General features: G+C 33.7%; 25 protein-coding genes. 17 read left to right on the top strand and 8 right to left on the bottom strand.

Annotated elements, in window-relative coordinates; all coding sequences use genetic code 11:
- The first annotated feature begins 140 nt into the window (after positions 1-140).
- Positions 141-956, top strand: coding sequence for an inositol monophosphatase family protein (locus FH144_RS02735; protein WP_242313559.1), 816 nt, complete (start codon positions 141-143; stop codon positions 954-956).
- 83 nt (positions 957-1039) lie between these two features.
- On the opposite strand, the gene FH144_RS02730 is transcribed toward FH144_RS02735, so the two are convergent.
- Positions 1040-1231 carry a DUF5325 family protein gene (locus FH144_RS02730; RefSeq protein WP_242313558.1) on the bottom strand — a complete coding sequence of 64 codons (192 nt, stop codon included), beginning with the start codon at positions 1229-1231 and terminating at the stop codon, positions 1040-1042.
- A 99-nt stretch (positions 1232-1330) separates the two neighbouring features.
- Here FH144_RS02730 and typA point away from each other — a divergent pair, with 99 nt between their 5' ends.
- The gene (gene typA, locus FH144_RS02725; protein ID WP_242313557.1) at positions 1331-3175 is read left to right on the top strand and encodes a translational GTPase TypA; all 1845 of its coding nucleotides are present in this window, start codon (positions 1331-1333) and stop codon (positions 3173-3175) included.
- Between the two features lie 98 nt (positions 3176-3273).
- Here typA and FH144_RS02720 read toward each other — a convergent pair whose 3' ends face one another.
- Both FH144_RS02720 and FH144_RS02715 read right to left on the bottom strand, forming a co-directional pair.
- Entirely contained in the window at positions 3274-3462 is a 189-nt protein-coding gene (locus tag FH144_RS02720; RefSeq protein WP_242313556.1) for a DUF2197 domain-containing protein, read from the bottom strand.
- A gap of 1 nt (position 3463) precedes the next feature.
- Positions 3464-3949: a hypothetical protein gene (locus FH144_RS02715; protein WP_242313555.1), complete on the bottom strand. Its 486-nt coding sequence runs from the start codon at positions 3947-3949 to the stop codon at positions 3464-3466.
- A 139-nt stretch (positions 3950-4088) separates the two neighbouring features.
- Here FH144_RS02715 and FH144_RS02710 point away from each other — a divergent pair, with 139 nt between their 5' ends.
- The 3 genes from FH144_RS02710 to FH144_RS02700 all read left to right on the top strand — a co-directional run bounded on the left by FH144_RS02710 (position 4089) and on the right by FH144_RS02700 (position 9813).
- Positions 4089-4364: an Fpa/YlaN family protein gene (locus tag FH144_RS02710; RefSeq protein ID WP_107506812.1), complete on the top strand. Its 276-nt coding sequence runs from the start codon at positions 4089-4091 to the stop codon at positions 4362-4364.
- A gap of 437 nt (positions 4365-4801) precedes the next feature.
- Positions 4802-6037 (top strand): cell division peptidoglycan polymerase FtsW, encoded by a 1236-nt coding sequence (gene ftsW / locus FH144_RS02705; protein ID WP_242313554.1) that lies wholly within the window; start codon positions 4802-4804, stop codon positions 6035-6037.
- A gap of 326 nt (positions 6038-6363) precedes the next feature.
- Positions 6364-9813 (top strand): pyruvate carboxylase, encoded by a 3450-nt coding sequence (locus tag FH144_RS02700; RefSeq protein WP_242313553.1) that lies wholly within the window; start codon positions 6364-6366, stop codon positions 9811-9813.
- Positions 9814-10032: 219 nt separating this feature from the next.
- Here the strand turns inward: FH144_RS02700 and FH144_RS02695 are convergent, their stop codons facing one another.
- On the bottom strand, positions 10033-10944 hold the full coding sequence (locus FH144_RS02695; protein WP_107506809.1) for a COX15/CtaA family protein: 912 nt from the start codon (positions 10942-10944) through the stop codon (positions 10033-10035).
- Positions 10945-11226: 282 nt separating this feature from the next.
- Here FH144_RS02695 and cyoE point away from each other — a divergent pair, with 282 nt between their 5' ends.
- From cyoE to FH144_RS02675, 4 genes are all read left to right on the top strand, one after another.
- On the top strand, positions 11227-12138 hold the full coding sequence (gene cyoE / locus FH144_RS02690; RefSeq protein WP_242313552.1) for a heme o synthase: 912 nt from the start codon (positions 11227-11229) through the stop codon (positions 12136-12138).
- 30 nt (positions 12139-12168) lie between these two features.
- Positions 12169-12630, top strand: coding sequence for a DUF420 domain-containing protein (locus tag FH144_RS02685; RefSeq protein WP_107506807.1), 462 nt, complete (start codon positions 12169-12171; stop codon positions 12628-12630).
- A gap of 230 nt (positions 12631-12860) precedes the next feature.
- On the top strand, positions 12861-13922 hold the full coding sequence (locus FH144_RS02680; protein WP_242313551.1) for a CAP-associated domain-containing protein: 1062 nt from the start codon (positions 12861-12863) through the stop codon (positions 13920-13922).
- An 81-nt stretch (positions 13923-14003) separates the two neighbouring features.
- A complete protein-coding gene (locus FH144_RS02675; protein ID WP_242313550.1) occupies positions 14004-14438 on the top strand; it encodes a YlbF/YmcA family competence regulator in 435 nt (144 codons plus the stop codon).
- Between the two features lie 114 nt (positions 14439-14552).
- On the opposite strand, the gene FH144_RS02670 is transcribed toward FH144_RS02675, so the two are convergent.
- Positions 14553-15491: a glycerophosphodiester phosphodiesterase family protein gene (locus tag FH144_RS02670; RefSeq protein ID WP_242313549.1), complete on the bottom strand. Its 939-nt coding sequence runs from the start codon at positions 15489-15491 to the stop codon at positions 14553-14555.
- 223 nt (positions 15492-15714) lie between these two features.
- On the opposite strand from FH144_RS02670, the gene FH144_RS02665 reads away from it, so the two are divergent.
- Positions 15715-15966 carry a DUF2129 domain-containing protein gene (locus FH144_RS02665; protein ID WP_242313548.1) on the top strand — a complete coding sequence of 84 codons (252 nt, stop codon included), beginning with the start codon at positions 15715-15717 and terminating at the stop codon, positions 15964-15966.
- A 29-nt stretch (positions 15967-15995) separates the two neighbouring features.
- Here FH144_RS02665 and FH144_RS02660 read toward each other — a convergent pair whose 3' ends face one another.
- On the bottom strand, positions 15996-16385 hold the full coding sequence (locus tag FH144_RS02660; RefSeq protein ID WP_242313547.1) for a DUF7147 family protein: 390 nt from the start codon (positions 16383-16385) through the stop codon (positions 15996-15998).
- Positions 16386-16455: 70 nt separating this feature from the next.
- Between FH144_RS02660 and rsmD the strand changes: the two genes are divergently transcribed.
- Both rsmD and coaD read left to right on the top strand, forming a co-directional pair.
- Entirely contained in the window at positions 16456-17007 is a 552-nt protein-coding gene (rsmD, locus tag FH144_RS02655) for a 16S rRNA (guanine(966)-N(2))-methyltransferase RsmD (RefSeq protein ID WP_242313546.1), read from the top strand.
- Entirely contained in the window at positions 17000-17488 is a 489-nt protein-coding gene (coaD, locus tag FH144_RS02650) for a pantetheine-phosphate adenylyltransferase (protein ID WP_242313545.1), read from the top strand. Before rsmD ends, coaD begins: the two co-directional genes overlap by 8 nt.
- Before the next feature lie 171 nt (positions 17489-17659).
- Here the strand turns inward: coaD and FH144_RS02645 are convergent, their stop codons facing one another.
- The gene (locus tag FH144_RS02645; RefSeq protein ID WP_242313544.1) at positions 17660-18799 is read right to left on the bottom strand and encodes a nucleotidyltransferase; all 1140 of its coding nucleotides are present in this window, start codon (positions 18797-18799) and stop codon (positions 17660-17662) included.
- Positions 18800-18925: 126 nt separating this feature from the next.
- On the opposite strand from FH144_RS02645, the gene FH144_RS02640 reads away from it, so the two are divergent.
- The 5 genes from FH144_RS02640 (at position 18926) to pheT (ending at position 24621) form a co-directional block, all read left to right on the top strand.
- Entirely contained in the window at positions 18926-19483 is a 558-nt protein-coding gene (locus FH144_RS02640; RefSeq protein WP_107506800.1) for a YceD family protein, read from the top strand.
- 81 nt (positions 19484-19564) lie between these two features.
- Entirely contained in the window at positions 19565-19738 is a 174-nt protein-coding gene (gene rpmF, locus FH144_RS02635) for a 50S ribosomal protein L32 (protein ID WP_002435373.1), read from the top strand.
- A gap of 177 nt (positions 19739-19915) precedes the next feature.
- Positions 19916-20656 (top strand): TrmH family RNA methyltransferase, encoded by a 741-nt coding sequence (locus FH144_RS02630; RefSeq protein ID WP_242313543.1) that lies wholly within the window; start codon positions 19916-19918, stop codon positions 20654-20656.
- 504 nt (positions 20657-21160) lie between these two features.
- Positions 21161-22219, top strand: a complete 1059-nt coding sequence (gene pheS, locus FH144_RS02625; RefSeq protein ID WP_103166873.1) for a phenylalanine--tRNA ligase subunit alpha — start codon at positions 21161-21163, stop codon at positions 22217-22219.
- Positions 22219-24621, top strand: a complete 2403-nt coding sequence (pheT, locus tag FH144_RS02620; RefSeq protein WP_242313542.1) for a phenylalanine--tRNA ligase subunit beta — start codon at positions 22219-22221, stop codon at positions 24619-24621. The genes pheS and pheT overlap by 1 nt, the downstream gene beginning before the upstream one ends.
- 104 nt (positions 24622-24725) lie before the next feature.
- Here pheT and rnhC read toward each other — a convergent pair whose 3' ends face one another.
- Positions 24726-25661: a ribonuclease HIII gene (rnhC, locus tag FH144_RS02615; RefSeq protein ID WP_242313541.1), complete on the bottom strand. Its 936-nt coding sequence runs from the start codon at positions 25659-25661 to the stop codon at positions 24726-24728.
- Between the last annotated feature and the right edge of the window lie 215 nt (positions 25662-25876).

Raw genomic sequence — 25876 nt, 5'->3', positions numbered from 1 at the left:
TTAGCATAAATTAAATTGCTCAAGCGAAGAACTGAATTTAATACAACAAGAGTTTAAATAAAACGTATTAAGGTATACAAAAATGTATGGATAGTAATAAATAAATTTCTGTATAATAGGAAGCAACAGGAGATGATGATATGTCATTATATGATTTTGCTAAAGGCTTAGTATTAGAAGCGGGAAATAATGTTAGAACGATGATGAAAGATGAATTAAATATTGAAACTAAATCTAGCCCTAATGATTTAGTGACTAATGTAGATAAAGCTACTGAGAACTATATTTATGATGCAATATTACGAAATTATCCGGACCATCAAGTGATTGGCGAAGAAGGCCATGGACATCACATCGAGAATATTGACGGCGTGGTATGGGTAGTTGATCCTATCGATGGGACTTTGAACTTTGTTCATCAAAAAGAAAACTTTGCTATCTCAATTGGAATATATCGAGATGGTCAACCTTATGCAGGACTCGTTTATGATGTTATGAAAGATGTACTGTATCACGCTAAGGTAGGAGAAGGCGCCTTTGAAAACAAGCATTCACTACAACCTATTGAAGATACAGTATTAAAACAAAGTCTTATAGGTATTAATCCTAACTGGGTAACTAAACCTAAAATTAGCCCCATTTTTTCAGAAATAGTTAATCAATCTAGAAGTTGTAGAGCGTACGGTAGTGCTGCATTAGAAATTATTAGCGTCGCCAAAGGGCAGTTAGCCACATACATGACGCCACGTTTACAACCGTGGGATTTTGCTGGTGGCCTAATTATTTTAGATGAAGTAGGGGGCGTAAGTAGTAATTTGTTAGGTGAAAAGTTAACAATTGCGAGTGCCAACTCAGTCATTATCGGTAATAAACAAGTCCATCAAGAAATACTTCAAAACTATCTTAAGCCTCACAGCGATGTATTAACCGAGCTACATCAACGTTTTAGAAAATAAAAAAAGTCTCAGTAAGTCGACAATTCTTCGGAAAGATATATTTCCAAGAAAAGGACTACTGAGACTCTTATTAATTATATTTATTAAAGCCAGTTGTTTTCACGATATTTCTTTTTAAGCGTGAATCCAGCGCCAAATGTTGCAATGAAAAGTATAAATGTTAAAATCATCATTGGAATACTACCAGCTCCAACGCTGAAACTAAATAAAACTAAGAGTATAACTGCTATAATAGATAGCACCCAAAATATGCCTTTAGCCTTTTGTTTTTCCATCCCAAACCCCACCTTTTTATTATCTTTGCTTAATAATATGATATAATAAAAAAGTTGTAATTAAAAGTGGGAGTTTATTCGAGAAAGGATATTTATAAAATGACTAATATAAGAGAAGATGTACGTAATATTGCAATTATTGCTCACGTCGACCATGGTAAAACTACGCTAGTTGACGAATTGCTTAAACAATCTGGTATTTTCAGAGAAAATGAACATGTTGATGAGAGAGCAATGGACTCTAATGATTTAGAAAGAGAACGTGGTATTACAATTCTTGCAAAAAATACTGCGGTTAACTATAAAGGTACAAGAATTAACATCTTGGATACACCAGGACATGCTGACTTCGGTGGCGAAGTAGAACGTATCATGAAAATGGTAGACGGCGTTGTTCTTGTAGTAGATGCTTACGAAGGCACGATGCCACAAACACGTTTTGTTCTTAAAAAAGCACTTGAACAAAATTTAAAACCTGTTGTAGTTGTAAATAAAATTGATAAACCAGCTGCTAGACCAGAAGATGTAGTAGATGAAGTATTAGATTTATTCATCGAATTAGAAGCCAATGATGAACAATTAGACTTCCCAGTAGTTTATGCATCAGCCGTTAACGGTACAGCAAGTCTTGATGCTGATAAACAAGATGAGAACATGCAATCATTATATGAAACAATTATTGATTACGTACCAGCACCAATTGATAACCATGATGAACCATTACAATTCCAAGTAGCGTTATTAGACTATAACGACTATGTTGGACGTATTGGTATCGGCCGTGTATTCAGAGGTAAAATGCGTGTAGGAGATAATGTGTCACTTATTAAATTAGACGGCACAGTTAAAAACTTCCGTGTAACTAAAATCTTCGGTTACTTTGGTTTAAAACGAGAAGAAATTGAAGAAGCACAAGCCGGCGACTTAATCGCAGTATCAGGAATGGAAGATATCAACGTTGGTGAAACAGTTACACCTACAGATAATCAAGAAGCATTACCTGTGTTACGTATTGACGAACCAACACTTGAAATGACATTTAAAGTAAATAACTCACCATTTGCTGGTCGTGAAGGTGACTATGTAACTGCACGTCAAATTCAAGAACGTTTAGATCAACAACTTGAAACTGATGTATCATTAAAAGTTACACCAACTGATTCTCCAGATACATGGATCGTAGCAGGCCGTGGTGAATTACATTTATCTATTTTAATCGAGAATATGAGACGTGAAGGTTTCGAACTTCAAGTATCTAAACCTCAAGTTATTTTACGTGAAATTGATGGCGTCTTAAGTGAACCATTTGAACGTGTACAATGTGAAGTACCATCTGAAAATGCTGGTGCAGTCATTGAATCATTAGGTGCACGTAAAGGTGAAATGTTAGACATGATTACAACTGATAATGGTTTAACTCGTTTAATCTTTATGGTTCCAGCACGTGGTATGATCGGTTATACTACTGAATTCATGTCTATGACACGTGGTTATGGTATTATTAACCATACATTTGAAGAGTTCAGACCTCGCGTAAAAGCACAAATTGGTGGTCGTCGTAACGGTGCCTTAATTTCTATGGACCAAGGCCAAGCAACAGCATACGCTATCATTAACTTAGAAGACCGTGGCGTTAACTTCATGGAACCAGGTACTGAAGTTTATGAAGGTATGATTGTTGGTGAGCATAATCGTGAAAATGATTTAACAGTCAACATCACAAAAGCGAAACATCAAACAAACGTGCGTTCAGCAACTAAAGACCAAACACAAACTATGAACCGTCCTAGAATTCTTACTTTAGAAGAAGCGCTAGAGTATGTAAATGATGATGAATTAGTAGAGGTAACACCTCAAAGTATTCGTTTAAGAAAGAAAATCTTAAACAAATCTGCACGTGAAAAAGAAGCAAAACGTGTTAAACAAATGATGCAAGACGAATAATATCGTTTAGCGTAAATTAAAATCAAAGGGCCTTAAATGATTTCATTAATAAATCATTTAAGGCCCTTTGGCTATATAATCATATTTTATAATAACTATTAATTCTTATCGTATGAGTTCTCAGAAGATAGCTCTTGATAGTTGCGTTGTTTTGGAGTATCTAAACGACTTTTACAATCGTCACACATAAAGGTCTTAATAGGATTATTGCGAATACGTTTAGCTTCAACAGTATTTTCATCAATTAACACCTTTGTATCGCAAATAATACATTGCACTTCACGCAAACTAAATCACCTCTATATGGGTTACGTACTTAAACTCGTGACTATAACTTTGAGACTCAGGATTATAAATAAAACTATCTACTGAGTTATCATCATATAATCGTTTACCATCTTTGGCGAATTGGAAGAATAAGTATGGTAATAATTCAATTGGAATTTCAATTGAGTCATTATCATTAAATAATCTAATTGTAGTTGCAGTCTCATAAGGTTCAGCATTTTTAAAGAAAGGTGTCATATTAATCGCAAATGAATCTTCTAACACTGAACGTTTACGATATTTAATTTCTGAATTTAATGTAGGCGGGCTAGTTTGTCCTTCTAAAATTGCTCTATTCCACTCACGGTTATCTTCAAAATTTACTGGTTTTGTGCCGTCGAAGACACCGTTCTCAATGTCTTCAATTTTTACTTTTCTGTCATCGAAAATCCAAGTCGTACTATCTAAAGTGATAGGAAACTTAACGGCTCCTTTGATTTGAATCATTGTGTCCCACTCCCTAATTTCGTTCTATTCATTATTTTATCATATTTAAAATATGCTATTCACTGAATAAACTTGCTTTTTAAAAGGTAGTAAGATAAACTTTTGATATGCAGATATTTAATGATAGGGGGAGTATGTGATGCCGAAGCAATCGAATATTAATAATGTGGCTTATGAACAATTAAACCAAGATGCTGATAGAATCTTACATTTAATTAAAGTTCAAATGGATAATTTAACGTTACCATCTTGCCCATTATATGAAGAAGTTCTCGACACACAAATGTTTGGTTTACAAAAAGAAGTAGATTTTGCGGTGAAACTTGGTTTAGTAGATAAAGAAGATGGCAAAAATTTAATGCTTCGTTTAGAAAAAGAACTTTCTAAATTGCATGAAGCATTTACAAATGTGTAATTTATTTTAATTAAATATATTAGCAACAATTTGCTATTTACGTTTATATATTATTAAAACTTGTGTGTATTTACATACAATATAACAAGCTAAAGTCAGTCTGGAACATGGGATCAATGTTCTGGACTGTTTTAAATTTGGCAGTGATTGTTTGTCATATAGGTTAGGGAATGCGTCATTTTCCAACATTATCTAATCGCATTGAACATTAATGAACTAGTATGACAATCGTTTATAGAATTGATTGTGTGATTGGTGTATTTCATGATCTAAAAAAGTATTAACCTTAAAAAAGTGATTGCAAATCAATAAAGTTACATTTATATTTGTGAAACAATAAGTGCAAAGTATATAATAGTTTAGACAGAATTTTAATATAAAAAGTAATTTCAATAAACATAGTTTTCTTAAAATTTTAGAATTGGATGATCATTTTTATGAATAACTTAAAAAATATATTTCGATACATAGGTAGAGCGTCTAAGTTTATCGATTATCCATTATTAATTACATATGTGATTTTATGTCTAATTGGTTTAGTCATGGTATATAGTGCGAGTATGGTTGCAGCCACGAAAGGGACTTTAACAGGTGGATTAGAAGTGGCAGGTACCCATTTCTACAATAGACAACTTATGTACGTGATTATGAGTTTTATTGTAGTATTCTTTATCGCTTTTATGATGAATATAAAGATACTCAAACAAGTAAAAGTACAAATGTGGATTATGGGTATTACGTTTATAGTTCTATGTTTGACGTTGGTAGTTGGTAAAAATATTAACGGATCAAAGAGTTGGATTAGCTTAGGTTTCATGAATTTACAGGCTTCAGAATTATTGAAGATTGCATTTATACTATACATATCTTATGTATTAAGTAAAAAATTACCTCAAGTGAGAACAGATTTAAAACTAATTGCTATGCCATTAATCTTAGTGGCTGTTTGCTTAAGTTTAGTACTCTTACAAGGTGATATTGGTCAGACGTTGCTTATTACTATAATAATAGTATCAATGTTTATCTATGCAGGAATCGGTGTCCAGAAATTAGTAAAAGGGCCTGTCCTTTTCGTAATATTAGGTTTATTACTGGTTGTAGGATTCTTCATTATAAGTGGTATGATGCCACATTATTTAAAAGCACGTTTTAGTACGCTTATGAATCCATTTAGTTCAGAAGCGGGGACAGGTTACCATTTATCTAACTCCCTTATTGCAATTGGTAATGGTGGATTGTTTGGACGTGGTTTAGGTAATGGAATCATGAAACTTGGTTATTTACCAGAAGCCCATACAGACTTTATTTTCGCAGTAATATGTGAAGAACTAGGTCTTATTGGTGGCTTGTTCGTTATTTGTTTATTATTTTTCATCGTCTATCGCGCATTTGTGCTAGCGACTAAAACACCTTCATATTTTTACAAATTAATATGTATTGGCGTAGCGAGTTATATCGGTAGCCAAACGTTTGTTAATTTAGGTGGTATCTCTGCGACGATTCCGCTAACTGGGGTGCCGTTACCGTTTATTAGTTTCGGTGGTTCTTCAATGTTAAGTTTGAGCATCGCTATGGGATTATTACTGTTAGTTGGTAAACAAATTAAAATGGACGAACGAAAAATGAAAAAAGCTAAAAAGCAAAAAGTTGATATTCCTAGACAATTTAATTAAGTATAGAACGAAAACCTTTATAAGAGTTAGTTAGCACATCCTAATTCTTGTAAAGGTTTTTTTATCATTTTTGTGAAATTTGTAGAGAATCTTTTATTTAAGTAGCGTGATATTACTATAAGTGATAATATAAAGTTATTGTTATCAATAACATTTAATAATGATTATAGTGTAGTAGTTTAATCAAGAAAGCACTTAAAATTCATGACTTATGATTATTATATAGTTAATTGATATAAAAAAATTATAGCTTTCTAAATTTATTTAAGATAAAATTTTTTTATCTAATTAGTTAGAATTTTCAAACTTTAAAAGGGGGTCCTTCTTTGAAACACATCAAAAAGTTATTAGTAGCCAATCGCGGTGAAATTGCGATTAGAATTTTCAGAGCGGCAACGGAATTAAATATACAAACAGTAGCGATTTATTCTAATGAGGATAAAAATTCATTACATCGATATAAAGCAGATGAATCGTACTTAGTAGGAAAAGATTTAGGACCTGCGGAAAGTTACTTGAATATTGAACGTATTATTGAGGTAGCTAAGCGTGCTGGTGTTGATGCGATACATCCAGGCTATGGTTTCTTAAGTGAGAATGAACAATTTGCGCAACGATGCGAAGAAGAAGGCATCAAATTCATTGGACCTCACTTAGAACATTTAGATATGTTTGGAGATAAGGTAAAAGCTAGAACAACTGCTATCAAAGCCAATTTACCAGTAATTCCTGGTACAGATGGTCCTATCGAAAGTTATGAAGCTGCTAAAACATTTGCTCATGAGGCTGGATTCCCACTAATGATTAAAGCGACAAGTGGTGGCGGCGGTAAAGGTATGCGTATTGTGCGCCGAGAAAGCGAATTAGAAGATGCCTTCTACAGAGCTAAATCAGAAGCTGAAAAATCATTTGGTAATAGTGAAGTTTATATTGAAAGATATATTGATAATCCAAAGCACATTGAAGTTCAAATTATCGGTGATGAATATGGTAATATCGTACATTTATATGAACGTGACTGTTCTGTACAACGACGTCATCAAAAAGTAGTAGAAGTTGCACCTTCAGTTGGATTATCTAGTGATTTAAGAGAACGTATTTGTGATGCCGCATTACAATTGATGCATGACATTAAATATGTCAACGCGGGTACTGTAGAATTCTTAGTATCCGGGGATGAGTTTTTCTTTATTGAAGTAAATCCACGTGTTCAAGTAGAACATACAATTACTGAAATGATTACTGGAATTGATATCGTCAAAACTCAAATTTTAGTGGCAGATGGAGCTAATTTATTTGATGAACGTATTGCGATGCCAAAACAAGAAGATATTCAATCATTAGGATATGCAATTCAATGTCGTATTACAACTGAAGATCCAACCAATGATTTTATGCCTGATTCAGGTACTATCATTGCATACCGTTCAAGTGGTGGCTTTGGAGTGCGTTTAGATGCTGGTGATGGATTCCAAGGTGCGGAAATCTCACCTTATTACGATTCTCTTTTAGTAAAATTATCTACGCATGCGGTTACGTTTAAACAAGCAGAAGAAAAAATGGAACGCTCACTACGTGAAATGCGAATTCGTGGTGTAAAAACAAATATTCCATTTTTAGTTAATGTTATGCGTAATGATAAGTTCCGTAGTGGCGATTATACAACGAAATTCATAGAAGAAACACCTGAACTATTTGATATCGCTCCAACACTTGACCGTGGTACTAAAACACTTGAATATATTGGAAACGTGACAATTAACGGTTTCCCTAATGTTGAAAAACGTGAAAAACCGGATTATGAAGCGATCTCTATCCCTCAAGTATCTAGCAGTAAAATTCAATCTTTAAGTGGTACTAAGCAATTATTAGATAATCAAGGGCCACAAGCAGTTGCCAAATGGGTTCGAGAACAACAAGACGTTTTAGTCACTGATACAACGTTCCGAGATGCGCATCAATCATTATTGGCGACACGTGTACGTACAAAAGATATGATGAATATTGCTTCAAAAACTGCCGAAGTGTTTAAAGATAGCTTTTCACTCGAAATGTGGGGCGGCGCAACGTTTGATGTAGCTTATAACTTCTTGAAAGAAAATCCATGGGAAAGATTAGAAAAGTTACGTAAAGCCATTCCAAATGTATTATTCCAAATGTTATTGCGTGCTTCAAATGCAGTTGGTTATAAAAATTATGCAGATAACGTTATTGAGAAGTTTGTTAAAGAAAGCGCCGACGCAGGAGTAGATGTTTTTCGTATTTTCGACTCATTAAACTGGGTAGATCAAATGAAAGTAGCCAATGAAGCGGTTCAAAATGCTGGAAAAATTTCTGAAGGGGCGATTTGTTATACAGGAGATATCTTAAATCCTGAACGTTCAAACGTCTTTACATTAGATTATTATGTGAAGCTAGCCAAAGAACTTGAAAGAGAAGGATTCCACATTTTAGCAATTAAAGATATGGCTGGACTCTTAAAACCGAAAGCGGCATATGAATTAGTAGGTGAATTGAAAGCGGCAGTAGATTTACCAATTCATCTTCATACTCACGATACAAGTGGAAATGGATTGTTAATTTATAAAGAGGCAATTGATGCTGGCGTAGATATTATTGATACAGCAGTAGCGTCAATGAGTGGTTTAACAAGTCAACCAAGTGCGAATTCTCTATATTATGCTCTCAATGGTTTTGAACGTAATATGCGTACGGATATAGAAGGCCTTGAAGAACTTAGTCACTATTGGGGTAATGTACGTCCATATTACAATGACTTTGAAAGTGATATTAAATCTCCTAATACTGAGATTTATCAACACGAAATGCCTGGTGGACAATATTCTAATTTAGGACAACAGGCTAAAAGTTTAGGCTTAGGCACACGTTTTAACGAAGTCAAAGATATGTACCGTCGTGTAAACTTCTTATTTGGAGATATTGTAAAAGTAACGCCTTCGTCTAAAGTTGTAGGCGATATGGCACTTTATATGGTCCAAAATGATTTAGATGAAAAAGCGGTTATCGAACAAGGTCATAAACTCGATTTCCCGGAATCTGTAGTCTCTTACTTTAAAGGAGATATAGGCCAACCTGTTAATGGATTTAATAAACAATTGCAAGACGTTATTTTAAAAGGGCAACGTCCTTTAACAGAACGCCCAGGTGAATATCTAGAGCCAGTAGATTTTGATGCCATTCGCCAAGAGTTGGTTGAAAAAGACTATGGAGAAGTAACTGAACAAGATATCATTAGTTATGTACTATATCCAAAAGTGTTTGATCAATATATTCAAACTAAGCAACAATATGGTGATTTATCATTATTAGATACTCCAACATTCTTCTTCGGTATGCGTAATGGAGAAACAGTAGAAATAGAAATTGATACTGGTAAACGTTTGATTATTAAACTAGAAACAATTAGTGAAGCTGATGAGAACGGCAATCGAACTATCTATTATGTAATGAATGGTCAGGCTCGCCGTATTACTATTAAAGATGAAAATGTAAAAACAAATGCCAATATTAAACCAAAAGCTGATAAAACAAACCCAAGTCATATTGGGGCGCAAATGCCTGGTTCTGTCACTGAGGTGAAAGTAGCTGTAGGAGACGAAGTTAAAGTAAATCAACCGTTGCTTATTACTGAAGCTATGAAAATGGAAACAACTATTCAAGCACCATTTAATGGTACGATTAAAAAGGTAACTGTAACAAATGGTGAGGCTATTGCTACAGGGGATTTATTAATTGAAATCGAAAAAGCTGAATAATTAAATAGATTATAAATAAAAGCGATCGGCACGTTTAAATAAAACGTTTCGGTCGCTTTTGTTTTCATCAAGATAATGAAATAACATCTTTTAATTTGCATTAACGTACTATTCACTTTCTTCGTTTATAAACAAACCGTGAACTTGAATGAAGATATGATGAAATAATAGAAAAACACACTGAAGTGACTTTGAAAGGTCAATCAGTGTGTTCTAGAATTAATCGCGTTTACTTCTAATTGAACGAAGCATTAGCATGATAAAATAAGCAATCATACCAAATAAAATGGTAATACATAGCGCATGTATTAAAGCAATAAATAAATTAACATGCGTGATTACTGATAAAGCGCCTGTAATAACTTGAATGATAATTAAAATAAATGCTGTAGTGTAACCGTATCGAATTGTACGGTTTTCAGAGTAATTCTTAACGGCATGAATAAACGTTATCATTATCCAAAAGAACGCAATACAAGCCATACCACGGTGTGCGAACTGTACCCAATCTTGTTCAGTATGTGGGATAATATCATCAAATGGTAGTGGCCAACCACCATAAGCTAAACTCGCTTTCGCATGTCGTACCAATGCACCGGTATAAATTGTTAAATATACAATACCAGTCATAATCCACGTAAGTGTTCTTAATGGCTTTTTAATAAATAATTCATCCGCTTCATATTTTTTATCTACTTCAAAAATAATGAGCATTAACACAAATACAGAAGAAAAACTTATAAGTGAGATGCCGAAATGAAGTGCTAAAACATAAGAATTTTGTTGCCATATAACAGCTGCCGCACCTATTAATGCTTGTACTAATAGAAATGCAACACTGATAATTGAAAGTGGTTTAACTTCTTTGATATACCCGATATTTTTCCAAGCAGTAATAGCTAACCACAATACGACAATTAAGGATAGCCCTGAAACAGCTCGGTGGCTTAGTTCGATAATTGTAGCAATTGGTAGATTCTGAGGTAATAGAGCGCCGTTACAGAGCGGCCAAGAAGCTCCACACCCGTCTTCCGAACCTGTCTTAGTTACTAGCGCTCCACCAAGTTGTACAAATGCCATTATGATTGTCGCTAATACTGATAACCATTTAAGGTTTCGTTTATTAAACAATGTTAAACACCCCATCATTAACTAAGAGTTCATAGAGATTGGAGATCGCTAATCGATTTCCAAGCGTAAACTATTAATGTTTCATTCTCGTTTTTTGCTCCTAATCAATGTCTATATTTTTATAAATTTTATTATTACAACAATTATACATCATAAGTGATGAACAACAAATAGTGATACAGAATGTCGTTAAAGTGTCACAATTTAATTTGTTATAAAACTAGTCAATTATTGATAATTGCTATATCATATTATTATATGGATAAATTAAGGAGGGGGACCATGAGCAAAGAACAAACTTTATCACAAGCATCAGGCCGTGTTTCTTTTAAAGAGTTGCAACAAATTATAAAAATGGGCTTGGTGCAAGGTAACTTAATCCCTGCGTTCGCTGGGGCTTGGTTAGCAGTTGTGATGACAAATCATTCCTTCCTATCGTCAATACCTCAAATTCTATTAATGTTGATTGGATCAACATTAATTATGGGTGGAGCTTGTGCATTAAATAATTATTACGATCAAGACATCGATAGTATTATGCCAAGTAAACAAAATAGACCGACAGTTAATGATAGAATTTCAGATAAAAATTTATTAATTTTAAGTTTTGGTATGATGTTAGTAGGAGAGGCTTGCTTATTCTTATTAAATGTACCATCAGGAGTATTAGGACTTATCGGCATCGTAGGTTACGTGTCTTATTACTCTATTTGGTCTAAAAGACATACAACTTGGAATACTGTAGTAGGTAGTTTTCCAGGAGCAGTACCACCATTAATCGGTTGGGTAGCCATCGATGGTAACATTAGTCTTGCGGCTATTGCACTATTTTTAGTTATCTTTTGTTGGCAACCCATTCATTTCTACGCGTTAGCGATTAAACGTAGTGATGAATATTCATTAGCTAATATCCCTATGTTGCCTTCAGTAAAAGGATTTAAACGTACTCGCGTAAGCATGTTTATTTGGTTAGTATTCTTACTACCATTACCGTTCTTACTATCAAGCCTAGGCACAACATTCGTAGTATTAGCGACATTATTAAATTTAGGTTGGATTTATGTTGGTTTAACGTCATTTAAAAAACATACAGATCAAACTAAATGGGCAACAAAAATGTTTATCTACTCATTAAATTACTTAGTAGTATTTTTCGTTTTAGTTGTTGTCGTTTCGTTAATTAAGATGATTTAAAAATACTTAAATTAAATAAGGATGAAACATATGAATTTACCAATTCTACCAACTATTAGTACAAGTTGTATTGTAATCAGTGCTATATTTGTGGCAATTGGCTGGTGGCAAATTTGGCATCGCCATATTGATAAACACAAAAAAACAATGTTATGGGCAGCGGTGTTCGCATTAACGTTCTTTATTATCTATGCATCAAGAACAGTCTTCATAGGTAATACAGACTTTGGGGGACCAGATTCAATTAGAACATATTATAAAATATTTTTAATTTTCCACATTAATCTTGCTACAATCGGGGGAATATTAGGATTAGTTCAAATTATTACTGCATTTAAAGATAAATTTAACTGGCATAGAAAAGCAGGCCCAGTCGCATCAATTATTTGGTTCTTTACAGCCATTACTGGTGTAGCGGTTTACTTACTTTTATACGTATTCTATCCAGGCGGGGAAACAACATCAGTAATTAAAGCTACGCTAGGTTTATAATGTGTTCTTTAAAACTACAAATAAATATTAAAATCATGTAATATTGAAGGCTAAGACATTAATTTGATTGTCTTAGCCTTCATTTTTTATTTTTTAGAGTATGTTTAATTTTTTCTTAAATAGGTATTAGTTAATTTGACTATAAAATGATTTAAGTGAAACATGGATATCTTGATTATTAAATTAGTTATTTTGTACAATAGATATAATTATTAATAGGTGGGTGAAAGATGGCAAAATTAATTGTTAAAGTATTAGGTGTAATATTTTTAATCATGTTTCTAATATATCTATTTTACTCACCAAGATTGAAATTTGATGTATTAGAAAATCCTAATAAATCAACTACGACAAATCGAACGGAACAGACACCTCATTCACAAACTAATACTGAGAATCCAGCACCTAAAAAGGGCGTAGGAACTTGGATAGGTAAAGATATAAGCTATTTAACAAGTAAATATGGACAAGCTACACGTACGTATCCTTTTAAAGGACATTATATGAATTACATATTTAAGAAAGACGACCAATATTATATCATTTCCACTCGAAATGATAAGATAAAATCTGTTTATGCAACTGGTCGAAAAGCCCAAATAGAACCGTTAGAGATTAATGAAAGTGCGTCACATATTTTCGAAAATACAAGCATTAATCCTGACCCATCGATTAAAGTAGATGGAAAACGTTACAATTTTGAATTGTCTGATGAAGATATTAAAACACAAACATTGATTAAATATGGTGACGTCTATGCTCAAGTATATGTAGATCAACAATCTAATCAAATTACGGGTATACGTTATTTAGATAAAGAAGCGTTAGTCTTCTTAAAACCATATCAACTCGCCAATGAAGAAAATAGCGACAACAACAATGAAGATGTGTTCACTAAGGATAAAAAAGACATATTACCTTATGAACAAAATCCTAATCAACTAATGACATTATATGAAATTACGAACGAAATGCGTAAGTTGAAAAATGTTAAGCCTCTTACTGTTAATTCGGATTTATCACACATTGCTTCTGTGAATTTATATGAAGCTACAGGTACTGAAGATGTAGAATTTACTGAGGATGCTTTAAAAAGCCAATTAGGAAATGAATCGATTTCATTTACTTCAACAAGCCAAAATGTGGGGTATGATTTCGACGATGTGCCAACACTTATCCATAGTTGGATGAATTCAGACATGCACCGTTCAAGAATGCTTAATAATAAATATAATGAAATGGGTGGAGAAGTAATGAGAAATTATTACTCACTTATTTTTGTAGAAAAATAGCATGGTTGTTAAGTAATGAGAAATGCTTTAAATAGTAAATTAAGCATATTTAATTTGATAAATAAGAAAGGAGTAGATTAAATGTATACTGAGGACACAGTAGCAATTTTAGATGGTATCGAGGGATTATCCGATATGATAGTTCAATCTGAACTTTATTATGATTATCGACAAGCACAAGAAAAGTTAGATAATGATGATGAAGCTCATCTTATGTATCAAGCATTTATGAAGTCTAAGACACGTTATGATGAAGTGATGCGTTTTGGTAAATATCATCCCGATTATCAAAACGTAATGATGGAAACACGACGTCGTAAACGCGCTTACGAAATGTTGCCAGTAGTGATGGACTATAAATCTAAAGAAGTAGCATTACAGAATTTAATTGACGAAGTAGTCACTAAGATTGCTTTTTCTGTTTCTGAAAATGTTAAAATTGAAGCGGGAAATCCTTTTTTTAAAACAAGTCATGATGGATGTGCCACAGGAGGCTCTTGTAATTGTAGCCTTTAATTTTGAAAGGTAATATCATTTGATTTCTTTAAAGCGTAAATGTTAAATAGTTTAATCAAAATGCACCTCTAAAGTTGAGCTAAAAATCAACTTTAGAGGTGCATATTAAGTTCCTTAATCTATGTTAGTGTTTGCAGTTAACGTTGCTTTAAATTGTTTTCCTAAATCTGGGCGGTCTGTCACTAATGTGTGAACACCTTTGGCATATAAATCCGTCATCATATCTATACTATTAATGCCATAGAAGCCTGGCACAACGTTTAACAGGTTAAGCCATTGAATAAACCGTTTAGATGTTAAAGGAATACCTTTGAATGAAGTTGGCATTTGGAAGGTATCCGCTACTGGGTGGTACGTGTTTCCTAAGCCGGTATTAAATTTAATAAATCCTTCTGCAACTTCTTGTTGACTAGCACCTATAGCGATATCGCCATTACTAAGCTCTCTAAAGCGATCATTTTGTTGTTTATGAAAGCTTGTTACAAGGACACGGTGTGTAGCGTTATTATTCATAATCACTTCATTCATTTTTTGTGGTGCCACTGTACCTTCATAACTATTAGGTTCGTCTTTTAAATCTACATTAATGTACATGTTAGGGTACAGTTTAAGAAGTTCTTCAAATGTTAGGATTTTAGCTTTTTCATGGTTTCTATACGGGTGGTCGCCATTAATATCAGTGAAATGGTATCCTGCATCAAGACGTTTTAATTCTGACACAGTATGCTCGCTTACTTTTCCAGAACCGTTCGTAGTACGATCAACAGTAGCATCATGAAAGACGACTAATTGTTCGTCTTTTGTTACACGCACGTCTGTTTCAAAGCCGTCTAAACCATGGGCCACAGCGTTATCAAATGCTAATTGTGTTTGTTCTGGTCGTACCACCATTCCACCTCTATGTGCGAAAATATAAGGCGCTGGACTATCGAAGAATTTAGGAATAGTTTTAGCATTCATTGTTTCTTTATTTTTATTTATGAAAAATAGGCTACCTAGTAAACTAGCACTTGCTATACTTATATTAAAAGCCCATCTCTTTTTATTTATCATTGGTCATACCTCCTCAATATTATTGTAAGCGTACCAAAATTTATCTCTTTTCAAAAGTAAAGTAGTATTTAGAGCCTAAATCATTTAAGTTTTTCAAAAAGAAATAATACATATAACAAAGTTGACGCCAAAATGTTGGCGCTCTAAACTTCAGTTTTAAATATTTTATAAAATTTGTAGTCATGGTATAGTTATTATGCATAATAAATGGAGTGAGTATATTATGGAATTAGTACCTAGAGTTAGTTTGATTGTTTATTTAAAACATATAAAACACGAACGTCAAATTCGTAAGTATGGTCATATTGTATATACAAATAAACAGCGAAAATACGTTGTATTATATATTAATGAACAAGATGCAGATACAATTATCCAAAAATTAATGAAGCTTAAATATGTGCTTGATATTGATGGTTCGCCATATAAATATCTCAAAAAAACATATGAGAAAGAAAAAAACGAAATGCTATAGTTGTAGAAAAGACGAGATACGAGCCGAGTTTATTGCATTGGCGGTATCCATTTCTGTAGTCGTAATACTCCAGTTAAATAGTTAAAATATTGTTCGCGTGTATGGAACGTTTCGGAAGGTTGTACATCAAGACCAAAGACTGGAACGTTATATTTTTCGGCCTGGTGATTAATGAGTTCGAATTTTTTATTTCCATCGGGATAAGGATATTTCAACGCATTAAGCATCATATACATTGCCTGAAAATGTTTGCCGGATGTAGGATGCATAATCATAACTACCGAAGAAAGCAGTTGTGTAGATTGTGGTGAATGTAAGTACACTATCTTATCTATGCGAGGATAATTGTATTCGATAAGTGTAGTAAATTCGAATAAATCAGTAAGTCCTTCGCCTAAGACGATAAACGATTGTTTCATATAATAATCATTCTCCTTTTTCACAACAAATTATATTAAATAACCTGATGAAATGGAAGTGTAAGTCAATATGAGAGTTATTGCAGGAAAGCATAAAAGTAAACCTTTAGAGAGTCTAGAAGGGCGAAATACGCGTCCTACTATGGATAAAGTAAAAGAAGGCATCTTTAATAGTTTACAAGAGGTGCATGGCCTAGGATTAGATTTGTTTGCTGGGAGTGGCTCATTAGGTATAGAGGCCCTTTCGCGTGGCATGGAGAAGGTCATCTTTGTAGACCAAAACTTTAAAGCTGTTAAAGTGATTCAAGCAAATTTAAAACAATTAGATCTACGCGATCATGCTGAAGTTTATAAGAATAATGCTGATCGTGCATTAAAAGCATTAAATAAACGTGAAATTCAATTTGACTTTATCTTCTTAGATCCTCCCTATAATAAAGGGTTGATTGATAAAGCTCTAGAGCAAATCGCTGAGTTTAATTTATTAAAAGAAAATGGTATCATCGTGTGTGAGTTTAGTAACCAAGAACAAATTGACACCAAAGGTTTCCAAGTGATTAAACAGTATCATTATGGATTAACCGATATTTTGTTACTAGAAAAAGGAGAACAAGATGGTTAAAACTAAAGCGGTCATTCCAGGCAGTTTCGACCCGATTACATATGGTCACATTGATATCATTGAACGAAGTGCTGGACGTTTTGATGAACTTCATGTATGTGTATTAAAAAATAGTAGTAAAGCAGGGACGTTTAGCATTGAAGAGCGCATTGATTTAATTCGTGAATCTGTGAAGCATCTCCCTAACGTAGAAGTGCATAATTACAACGGTCTGCTAGTCGATTTTTGTGATAAAATTGGCGCCCAAACGATTATTCGTGGGTTGAGAGCCGTAAGTGACTTTGAATATGAATTGCGTTTAACATCAATGAATAAAAAGTTAAATAGCAACGTTGAAACAATGTATATGATGACAAGTACCAATTATTCTTTTATCAGTTCAAGCGTTGTGAAAGAAGTTGCGCAATATAAAGCTGATATTTCAGATTTTGTACCTTTAAATGTACAAGAAGCATTAAAAGAAAAATTCAATAAAAAATAAAACGTGTTTAGATAATCATTCTTGTCTATAGAAAGCGAATAATAAAGAGGTGGAAACAGATTCATCGTGGTTCACTGACCGCAAAAGATTCATGTTTCAACCTCTTATAAATTAGACTATTTGCTAAGAATTTTTATCATAAACGCTTTTTTTATGTGAATTTATAAAGCGCTAATTTGAAGACCGGATGACAGGTGTATTGAAGTCATTAGCCGTTTGGTTCGATAACAGATTATAAATATTTGTCGCTTTAATTTCATTTTTAAATAACTCAGCGTTCTTTTTATTAACATTAGTGATAATTTGACGTTCGGGAAATTGAGTTTTTAAATATTTTAAATATTGTTGTCCAGTATTGTTCATCCCTAGAATGCGCACGCCTTCGATGTCGGTAGATAAGTCGTCTTTAGATATATGTAGCAAAGTTTGCATCAGTACACGTTGTAAATGTGTATATGTAAAACGCTTCGTTTTAATTAAAGACATATATTCTTCAAAACTATGAGCATTCTGAATAGATGCTTTCAACCGATTTTCCAAACCTTCAGTCATAGTATAAATATTTGATAATTCATCTTCAGAATGATTTAAAATTTCAAATTTAATAAAGTTAAATATCTGGTCCTTTAATAGATGCGGAGATTCATACAAGTTTTGAATATTTTGTGGCACAACAGCTTTCCACTGATTTTCATTATTTGTCAGTGCTTTTCTTATTGCTGAACCACTTGCCAATGAGTGATGGTTGATAGATTCATCTTGGTGTTGTGTAGCTAAACGTTCAATTGTTAAACCTTGAATATTAGGGGCGTATAACGCCATTGCTTTTAAATAGGCCACGCTAAGAATGTTATTTGGTGATTGTAATATCTCTTTATCTTCAATCAATTCGTGCAAGATTGTGGCGTAACTTTTGCCTTCTTTTATTAATTTTTGAAAATGAGGTGAATGTTCTAAATTGATGATGTTATTTGCTACATTTTCAAGGCGAGAAATATTAGCAATTTCACTGCCAAAAGCAATCACATCTATATCAAGATATTGAGCCACTTTAACCGCTAATTCAGCGAAATAATCACTAGACGAAAGGCTAGCCATTAGTGGAAGTTCGACAACTAAATCAACGCCTGACAATGCCATTCTAGTGCGTAGAAATTTATTATATATAGCGGGCTCTCCGCGCATAACAAAGTTGCCACTCATTAATGCGATAGAAACGTGAGCATTAGACTTTAATTTCGCTTGCTGTGCATGATACAAATGTCCATTGTGGAATGGATTATACTCTGTAATGAGTCCAACACTTTTCATTTGCATTTCGTCCTTTCAGTATTCATTATTAGTATTGTAACAGAACGGAGTATGTTAAGAAAAAATCTTGACAACTTATACTTGTAAAGTTAAAATAAATTTTGTGTTTGTTAGAGGTGAAGCCATATGAAATGGTCAATAACGCAATTAAGAAAATATCAAGGTAAGCCATTTGAGTTCAATCAGACGGCTAATTTTGAAGATTTAATAGAACCATTAGGTTTGATTGATTTATCAGAGATTAATGTCGAAGGTGAATTAACTGTAAAATCAAATGAAGTCATTGCAGATATTCATTTAACTGGAACGTATACAATGCCTTGCGCACGTACATTAGTACCTGTAGATGTTCCTTTAGATGTTCGTACGTCTGAAGTATTTGATTTAGAAGGTTATGATAGTTATGCCGATGAGGAAATAGATGATGATGAACATTATCATCTTGCGACTGACGGTATGATTAATATCCGAGACATTGCTAAAGAATTGGTTATCATTGAGAAGCCAATGCGAGCTTTTTCTGAGAATAGCGATCAAATGCTTACAGAAGGTCATGGTTGGGAAGTTATTGACGAAGATCAGATGATCGAACTTGAAAAAGAAAAAGACAATGACGATTCCCAAACTCAACAAGTTGATCCTAGGCTTCAAAAATTACAACAATTATACGATAAAGAGCAATAGCAGGTTGTTTTAAATTGTAGTATAATGATTTAATGACCTAACACTTAAGATTACGTGTTTAAATATTAAGGAGGATATATCATGGCAGTACCAAAAAGAAGAACGTCTAAAACTAGAAAAAACAAACGTCGTACGCACTTCAAAATTTCAGTACCTGGTATGACTGAATGCCCAAGTTGTGGCGAATACAAATTATCTCACCGTGTATGTAAAAACTGTGGTTCTTACAATGGTGAAGAAGTCGTTTCTAAATAATCGACTAATCGAATAGGTAATAACTAAGAGGCTAAGTCATTTATAAAATGGCTTAGCCCTTTTTCGTTTGTCTCTACCTTATTCAGTTAAGATGTTATACTTTATAGTAATCAAGATGAATTGAGAAACTAAAGCATGGTGCTATTTTAAATAATATATCAATAATGGAGACAATATATGGAACAAATTACGTCAGCTCAAAATAATAAAATTAAAAATGCGAATAAATTAAAAAAGAAACGTGACCGTGATAAAACCGGCCAAGCACTTATAGAAGGTATTCATTTAATTGAAGAGGCTTATCAAAGTGGTATCGCAATTAAACAACTATTTGTTATAGAACCAGACAGAACAGAAGACGCACTCTTGAATTATGCCGAAGAAACATTTGAAATCAATATGAAAGTAGCTGAATCTTTATCAGGAACTATTACGCCTCAAGGATTCTTTGCTGTTATTGAGAAACCAACTTACGATATTAAGCAGGCTAAACAAGTGTTGCTCATCGATCGTATCCAAGACCCTGGTAATTTAGGAACGTTAATCCGTACTGCAGATGCTGCTGGTCTCGATTTAATTGTTATGGAAAAAGGAACAGCTGATGCATACCAAGATAAAGTATTAAGAGCTAGTCAAGGTAGCGTATTTCACATTCCTGTTATAACAACTGATTTAAATGAATTTATTTCACAATTCGAAGGGCCAGTGTATGGTACAGCACTTGAAAATGCAGTGTCATATAAAGAAGTGACTACGCAAGAATCATTTGCCTTACTTTTAGGTAACGAAGGTGAAGGCGTTAATAAAGAATTATTAGCACATACTTCTCAAAACCTTACAATTCCGATATATGGTAAGGCGGAAAGTTTAAATGTGGCAATTGCAGGAAGTATCTTACTTTACCATTTGAAAGGTTGACCCCTTTATTTAAAATCGGCTATACTTAGATGTACACATTTTCTATAAAAAATAAAACACAATATAAAAATTGAATGATTAACCTATAAAAAGACCTTAACTAATAAAAAGGGTTGTGCAGGGAGAGTAAGCGTGACTGAAACTTACTCCAATTCTAATTAGTTTCTTTCATCTTTTTGGTTGAGACCGGATAAAACGCTTAAAATGTAATTTAATTAATTACATGTATATGATTTAAAAGCTTAATGTCCTGTTCTCCGGAGTACGACTTCGTTAACAACGTATACAAGTGTATGTAAAGTAAAGGAACTAAGGCTTTAATCGCACGCTTTGGAACACTATCTAACGGTGTATCTATGGCAAGATTTTGTCTGAAGTCCTTTGCGCTAACATAAATTTGGGTGGTACCACGGAAGGCTTTCGTCCCAGTTTTAGGGAGGAGAGTCTTTTTTTCGTAAAAAATAAAATTAATTAATTATGAATACAATTGAGAGGTGTAAGTCAATGACTCAGAATGATTCAATGGCTGAATTAAAACAACAAGCACTTGTTGATATTAATGAAGCGCAAAATGAACGAGAATTACAAGATGTAAAAGTGAAATATTTAGGTAAAAAAGGTTCAGTAAGTGGCTTAATGAAAAATATGAAAGATTTACCTAATGAGGAAAAGCCTGCTTACGGCCAAAAGGTAAATGAATTAAGACAAACGATTCAAAATGAATTAGACGAAAAACAAACTTTGTTAAAAACAGAAAAATTAAATCAACAATTAGCTGAAGAAACAATTGACGTTACGTTACCTAGTCGTCAAATTAGCATCGGTTCAAAACATCCGTTAACTAGAACCGTTGAAGAAATTGAAGACTTATTCTTAGGACTTGGTTATGAAATAGTCGATGGTTATGAAGTTGAACAAGACTATTATAATTTTGAAGCATTAAATTTACCTAAATCACATCCTGCACGTGATATGCAAGATAGTTTCTACATTACCGATGAAATTTTAATGCGTACCCATACTTCTCCAGTACAAGCACGTACAATGGAGAAACGTAATGGGCAAGGACCTGTTAAGATTATTTGTCCTGGTAAAGTGTATCGTCGTGATTCAGATGATGCGACACACAGTCATCAATTTACGCAAATTGAAGGTTTAGTTGTCGATAAAAATATTAAAATGAGTGACCTAAAAGGTACATTAGAATTAGTAGCTAAGAAATTATTTGGTGCTGATCGTGAAATTCGTTTACGTCCAAGCTATTTCCCATTTACTGAACCATCAGTTGAAGTAGACGTATCTTGTTTCAAATGTAAAGGCCAAGGATGTAATGTATGTAAACATACAGGATGGATTGAAATCCTAGGTGCGGGCATGGTGCATCCAAACGTACTTGAAATGGCTGGCTTTGATTCTAATGAATATTCTGGTTTCGCATTTGGTATGGGACCAGACCGTATCGCGATGTTGAAATATGGTATTGAAGATATTCGTCATTTCTATACAAATGATGTTCGATTCCTTGACCAATTTAAAGCAGTTGAAGATAGAGGTGAATTATAATGTTGATTTCAAATGAATGGTTAAAAGATTACGTTGATGCAGGTGTAACAGTACAAGACTTAGCCGAACGTATTACACGTACAGGTATTGAAGTAGATGACATCATTGACTATACAAAAGATATTAAAAATTTAGTTGTTGGTTATGTACAATCTAAAGAAAAACATCCCGATGCAGATAAATTAAATATTTGCCAAGTCGATATTGGGGAGGAAGAACCTGTTCAAATCGTATGTGGTGCACCAAACGTAGATGCAGGGCAACATGTCATTGTTGCTAAAGTAGGAGGACGTTTACCTGGTGGCATTAAGATTAAACGAGCAAAATTACGTGGCGAACGTTCTGAAGGCATGATTTGTTCATTACAAGAAATTGGTATTTCTGGTAATGTCGTTCCTAAAGCATATGAAAATGGTATCTTCGTTTTCCCAACTGAAGTTGAACCAGGCACAGACGCTTTAACTGCACTTTATTTAAATGATCAAGTGATGGAATTTGATTTAACACCTAACCGTGCTGATGCATTAAGTATGGTAGGTACAGCTTATGAAGTAGCTGCGTTATATCAAACAGAAATGACTAAACCTGAAACTCAAAGCAACGAAAGCTCAGAATCTGCGACGAATGCATTATCTGTTTCAGTTAATAATCCTGAAAAAGTTCCATATTATAGCGCACGTATTGTGAAGAACGTAACGATTGCGTCATCTCCAATTTGGATGCAAGCACGTTTAATCAAAGCAAGTATTCGACCAATTAATAATGTAGTAGATATTTCAAATTACGTATTATTAGAATATGGTCAACCATTACACATGTTTGATCAAGACCAAATTGGTTCACAAGAAATTGTGGTTCGTCAAGCACAAACAGATGAAACAATGACGACATTAGATAATACAGAATGTACATTAGTCGATACTGATATTGTTATTTCAAATGGTAAAGAACCTATCGCACTAGCTGGTGTTATGGGCGGAGACTTTTCAGAAGTCACAGAACAAACTACAAACGTCGTAGTAGAAGGTGCAATATTCGACCCAGTATCAATTCGTCATACTTCACGCCGTTTAAATTTACGTAGTGAAGCTTCTAGTCGTTTTGAAAAGGGTATTGCCACAGAATTTGTCGATGAAGCGGTAGACAGAGCATGCTATTTATTACAAACGTATGCATCTGGTGAAGTATTGCAAGACAGAGTTTCAGCTGGCGATTTAGGCGACTTTGTAACTCCAATTGATATTACAGTAGATAAAGTAAACCAAACCATCGGCTTTGAACTATCAAGTGGTGAGATTAAAGCTATCTTTGAACAATTAGGATTTAAAACAACACAAGATGGCGAAACTTTAACAGTAGAGGTGCCATCACGTCGTAAAGATATTACAATCAAAGAAGATTTAATTGAAGAAGTCGCACGAATTTATGGCTATGATGATATTCCATCTTCGTTACCGATTTTCGGAGAAGTGACAAGTGGTGAGTTAACTGATCGTCAATATAAAACTCGTACAGTTAAAGAAACACTTGAAGGCGCTGGATTAAACCAAGCCATTACGTATTCATTAGTATCTAAAGACCATGCGAAAGACTTTGCGTTACAAGAACGTCCAACTATCAGCTTATTGATGCCTATGAGTGAGGCGCATTCTACATTACGTCAAAGCTTATTACCTCATTTAATTGAGGCTACTGCTTATAATGTCGCACGTAAAAATAAAGACGTACGTCTATATGAAGTAGGTCGTGTGTTCTTTGGTAATGGTGAAGGCGAATTACCTGACGAAGTAGAATACTTAAGTGGTATTTTAACTGGTGAATATATGGTGAATGCTTGGCAAGGTAAAAAAGAAGAAATAGATTTCTTTATTGCTAAAGGTGTAGTTGATCGTGTTGCTGAAAAATTAAATCTTGAGTTTAGTTACAAAGCTGGAGAAATTAGCGGTCTTCACCCTGGACGAACTGCTATCGTTTCATTGAACGGTACTGAGATTGGATTTATAGGGGAATTACATCCACAAGTTGCAGCTGATAATGATTTAAAACGCACATATGTATTTGAATTAAATTATGACGCAATGATGGAAGTGGCAGTAGGATATATTAACTATGCACCAATTCCTAAATTCCCAGGTGTAACACGAGATATCGCATTAGAAGTAAATCATGACGTACCATCATCAGAGTTACTTCAAACTATTCATGATAATGGCGAAGATATTCTTCAACATACTTTAGTATTCGATGTTTATGAAGGTGAACATTTAGAAGAAGGTAAAAAATCAGTAGCTATTCGTCTAAATTACTTAGATACTGAAGACACATTAACAGATGAACGCGTGTCTAAAGTGCATGATAAAGTATTAGAAGCTTTACAAGCTAAAGGTGCTGTCATTAGATAATATAAAGATATAAGGGAATAATCCTTAAAATATAAGCGTAGAGATGATTCTATAGTTGAATCACCTCTACGCTTCTTTTTTTAGCAATGCTACTTACTGCAAAGTTATTTATATTTTTGTTGGACTAGATGTTGAGCTTTTTCGCGGTTTTTAAAATGCTTTTTTGAAATACTATCTAGTTTAGCGATGCCGTGTTGTTCAATAATTCGGGCTGCGGCTAAATCTACTTTATTACTCGCACCTTTAGGAATGTCACAGCGCATTTGTTGTGCTATATGGTCCATATGTTTTACAAAGGCATATCTAGAAATAATACTAGCAGCTGCGATGGCTAATGATTTTGATTCGCCTTTAGTCTCAAACTTTGTTTTTTCGGAAAAAGGCAGTGCACTTAAGGCATAGCGTTGATATACGCCACGTACGGCAAATTGATCAATAACGATATAATCAAGTTCGTTTGTATCAATCTTCTGAGTAACATTTTTGATAGCTTCGTTATGTAAAACAGCTTTCATTTTTACTTGAGACCAACCGATTGACTGTCTATCGTTATATTTCACATTATCTAATGTTAGAAGTGAGTGGGGGATAAAAGTAACTAATTGTTCTGCTAGTTCTACAATTTTAGTATCTGCTAATTTTTTAGAATCATCGACGCCTAATGTTTTAAGAATCTCTACATGTTCTTTTGAAACGTAGGCTGCACAAACGGTTAATGGCCCAAAGTAATCGCCACTACCGGCTTCGTCGCTACCGATACAATTATACTGATTATATGATATAGTACTTTTACTTTCCTTAGATGGAGCAGTAGAACGTGTTGAAGATGAAGTACTATGATTGGGTAATAATTGTTGTGCTACAGTTTCGGCGTTTTTTCCTTGAAACATCACTTTTCCAGAATTATAAATATTGATGACTGCTTGGTTATGTTTAACACGCGCTTTCATACCAGCGGGCAATTGCGATGTTTCAAATTTGAGTTGTTGCATGAGTTGTTGAATTTCTTGTTCTGATAATTTATGAACGACATTAGCCATTAACTTACTTGACCTCACTTTTCAAAATACTATTAAAACAATGATAAGCATAACATAAATATTATTTAACGATAGATAAAGTATAAAGGTGTGCTTTGATTGTAGAAAGTATAAGGAATAGCTACTTACAAATATTAGTATCCTAATGTATAATAAATTGTGATATTCTACTATATAAAGAGGTTGAACAGTGGTTAGAATTTAAGCAAAAACGA

The organism is Staphylococcus sp. acrmy, assembly GCF_022690565.1.
GTDB lineage: Bacteria > Bacillota > Bacilli > Staphylococcales > Staphylococcaceae > Staphylococcus > Staphylococcus caledonicus.
This window is presented reverse-complemented; position numbering and strand designations above follow the sequence as displayed.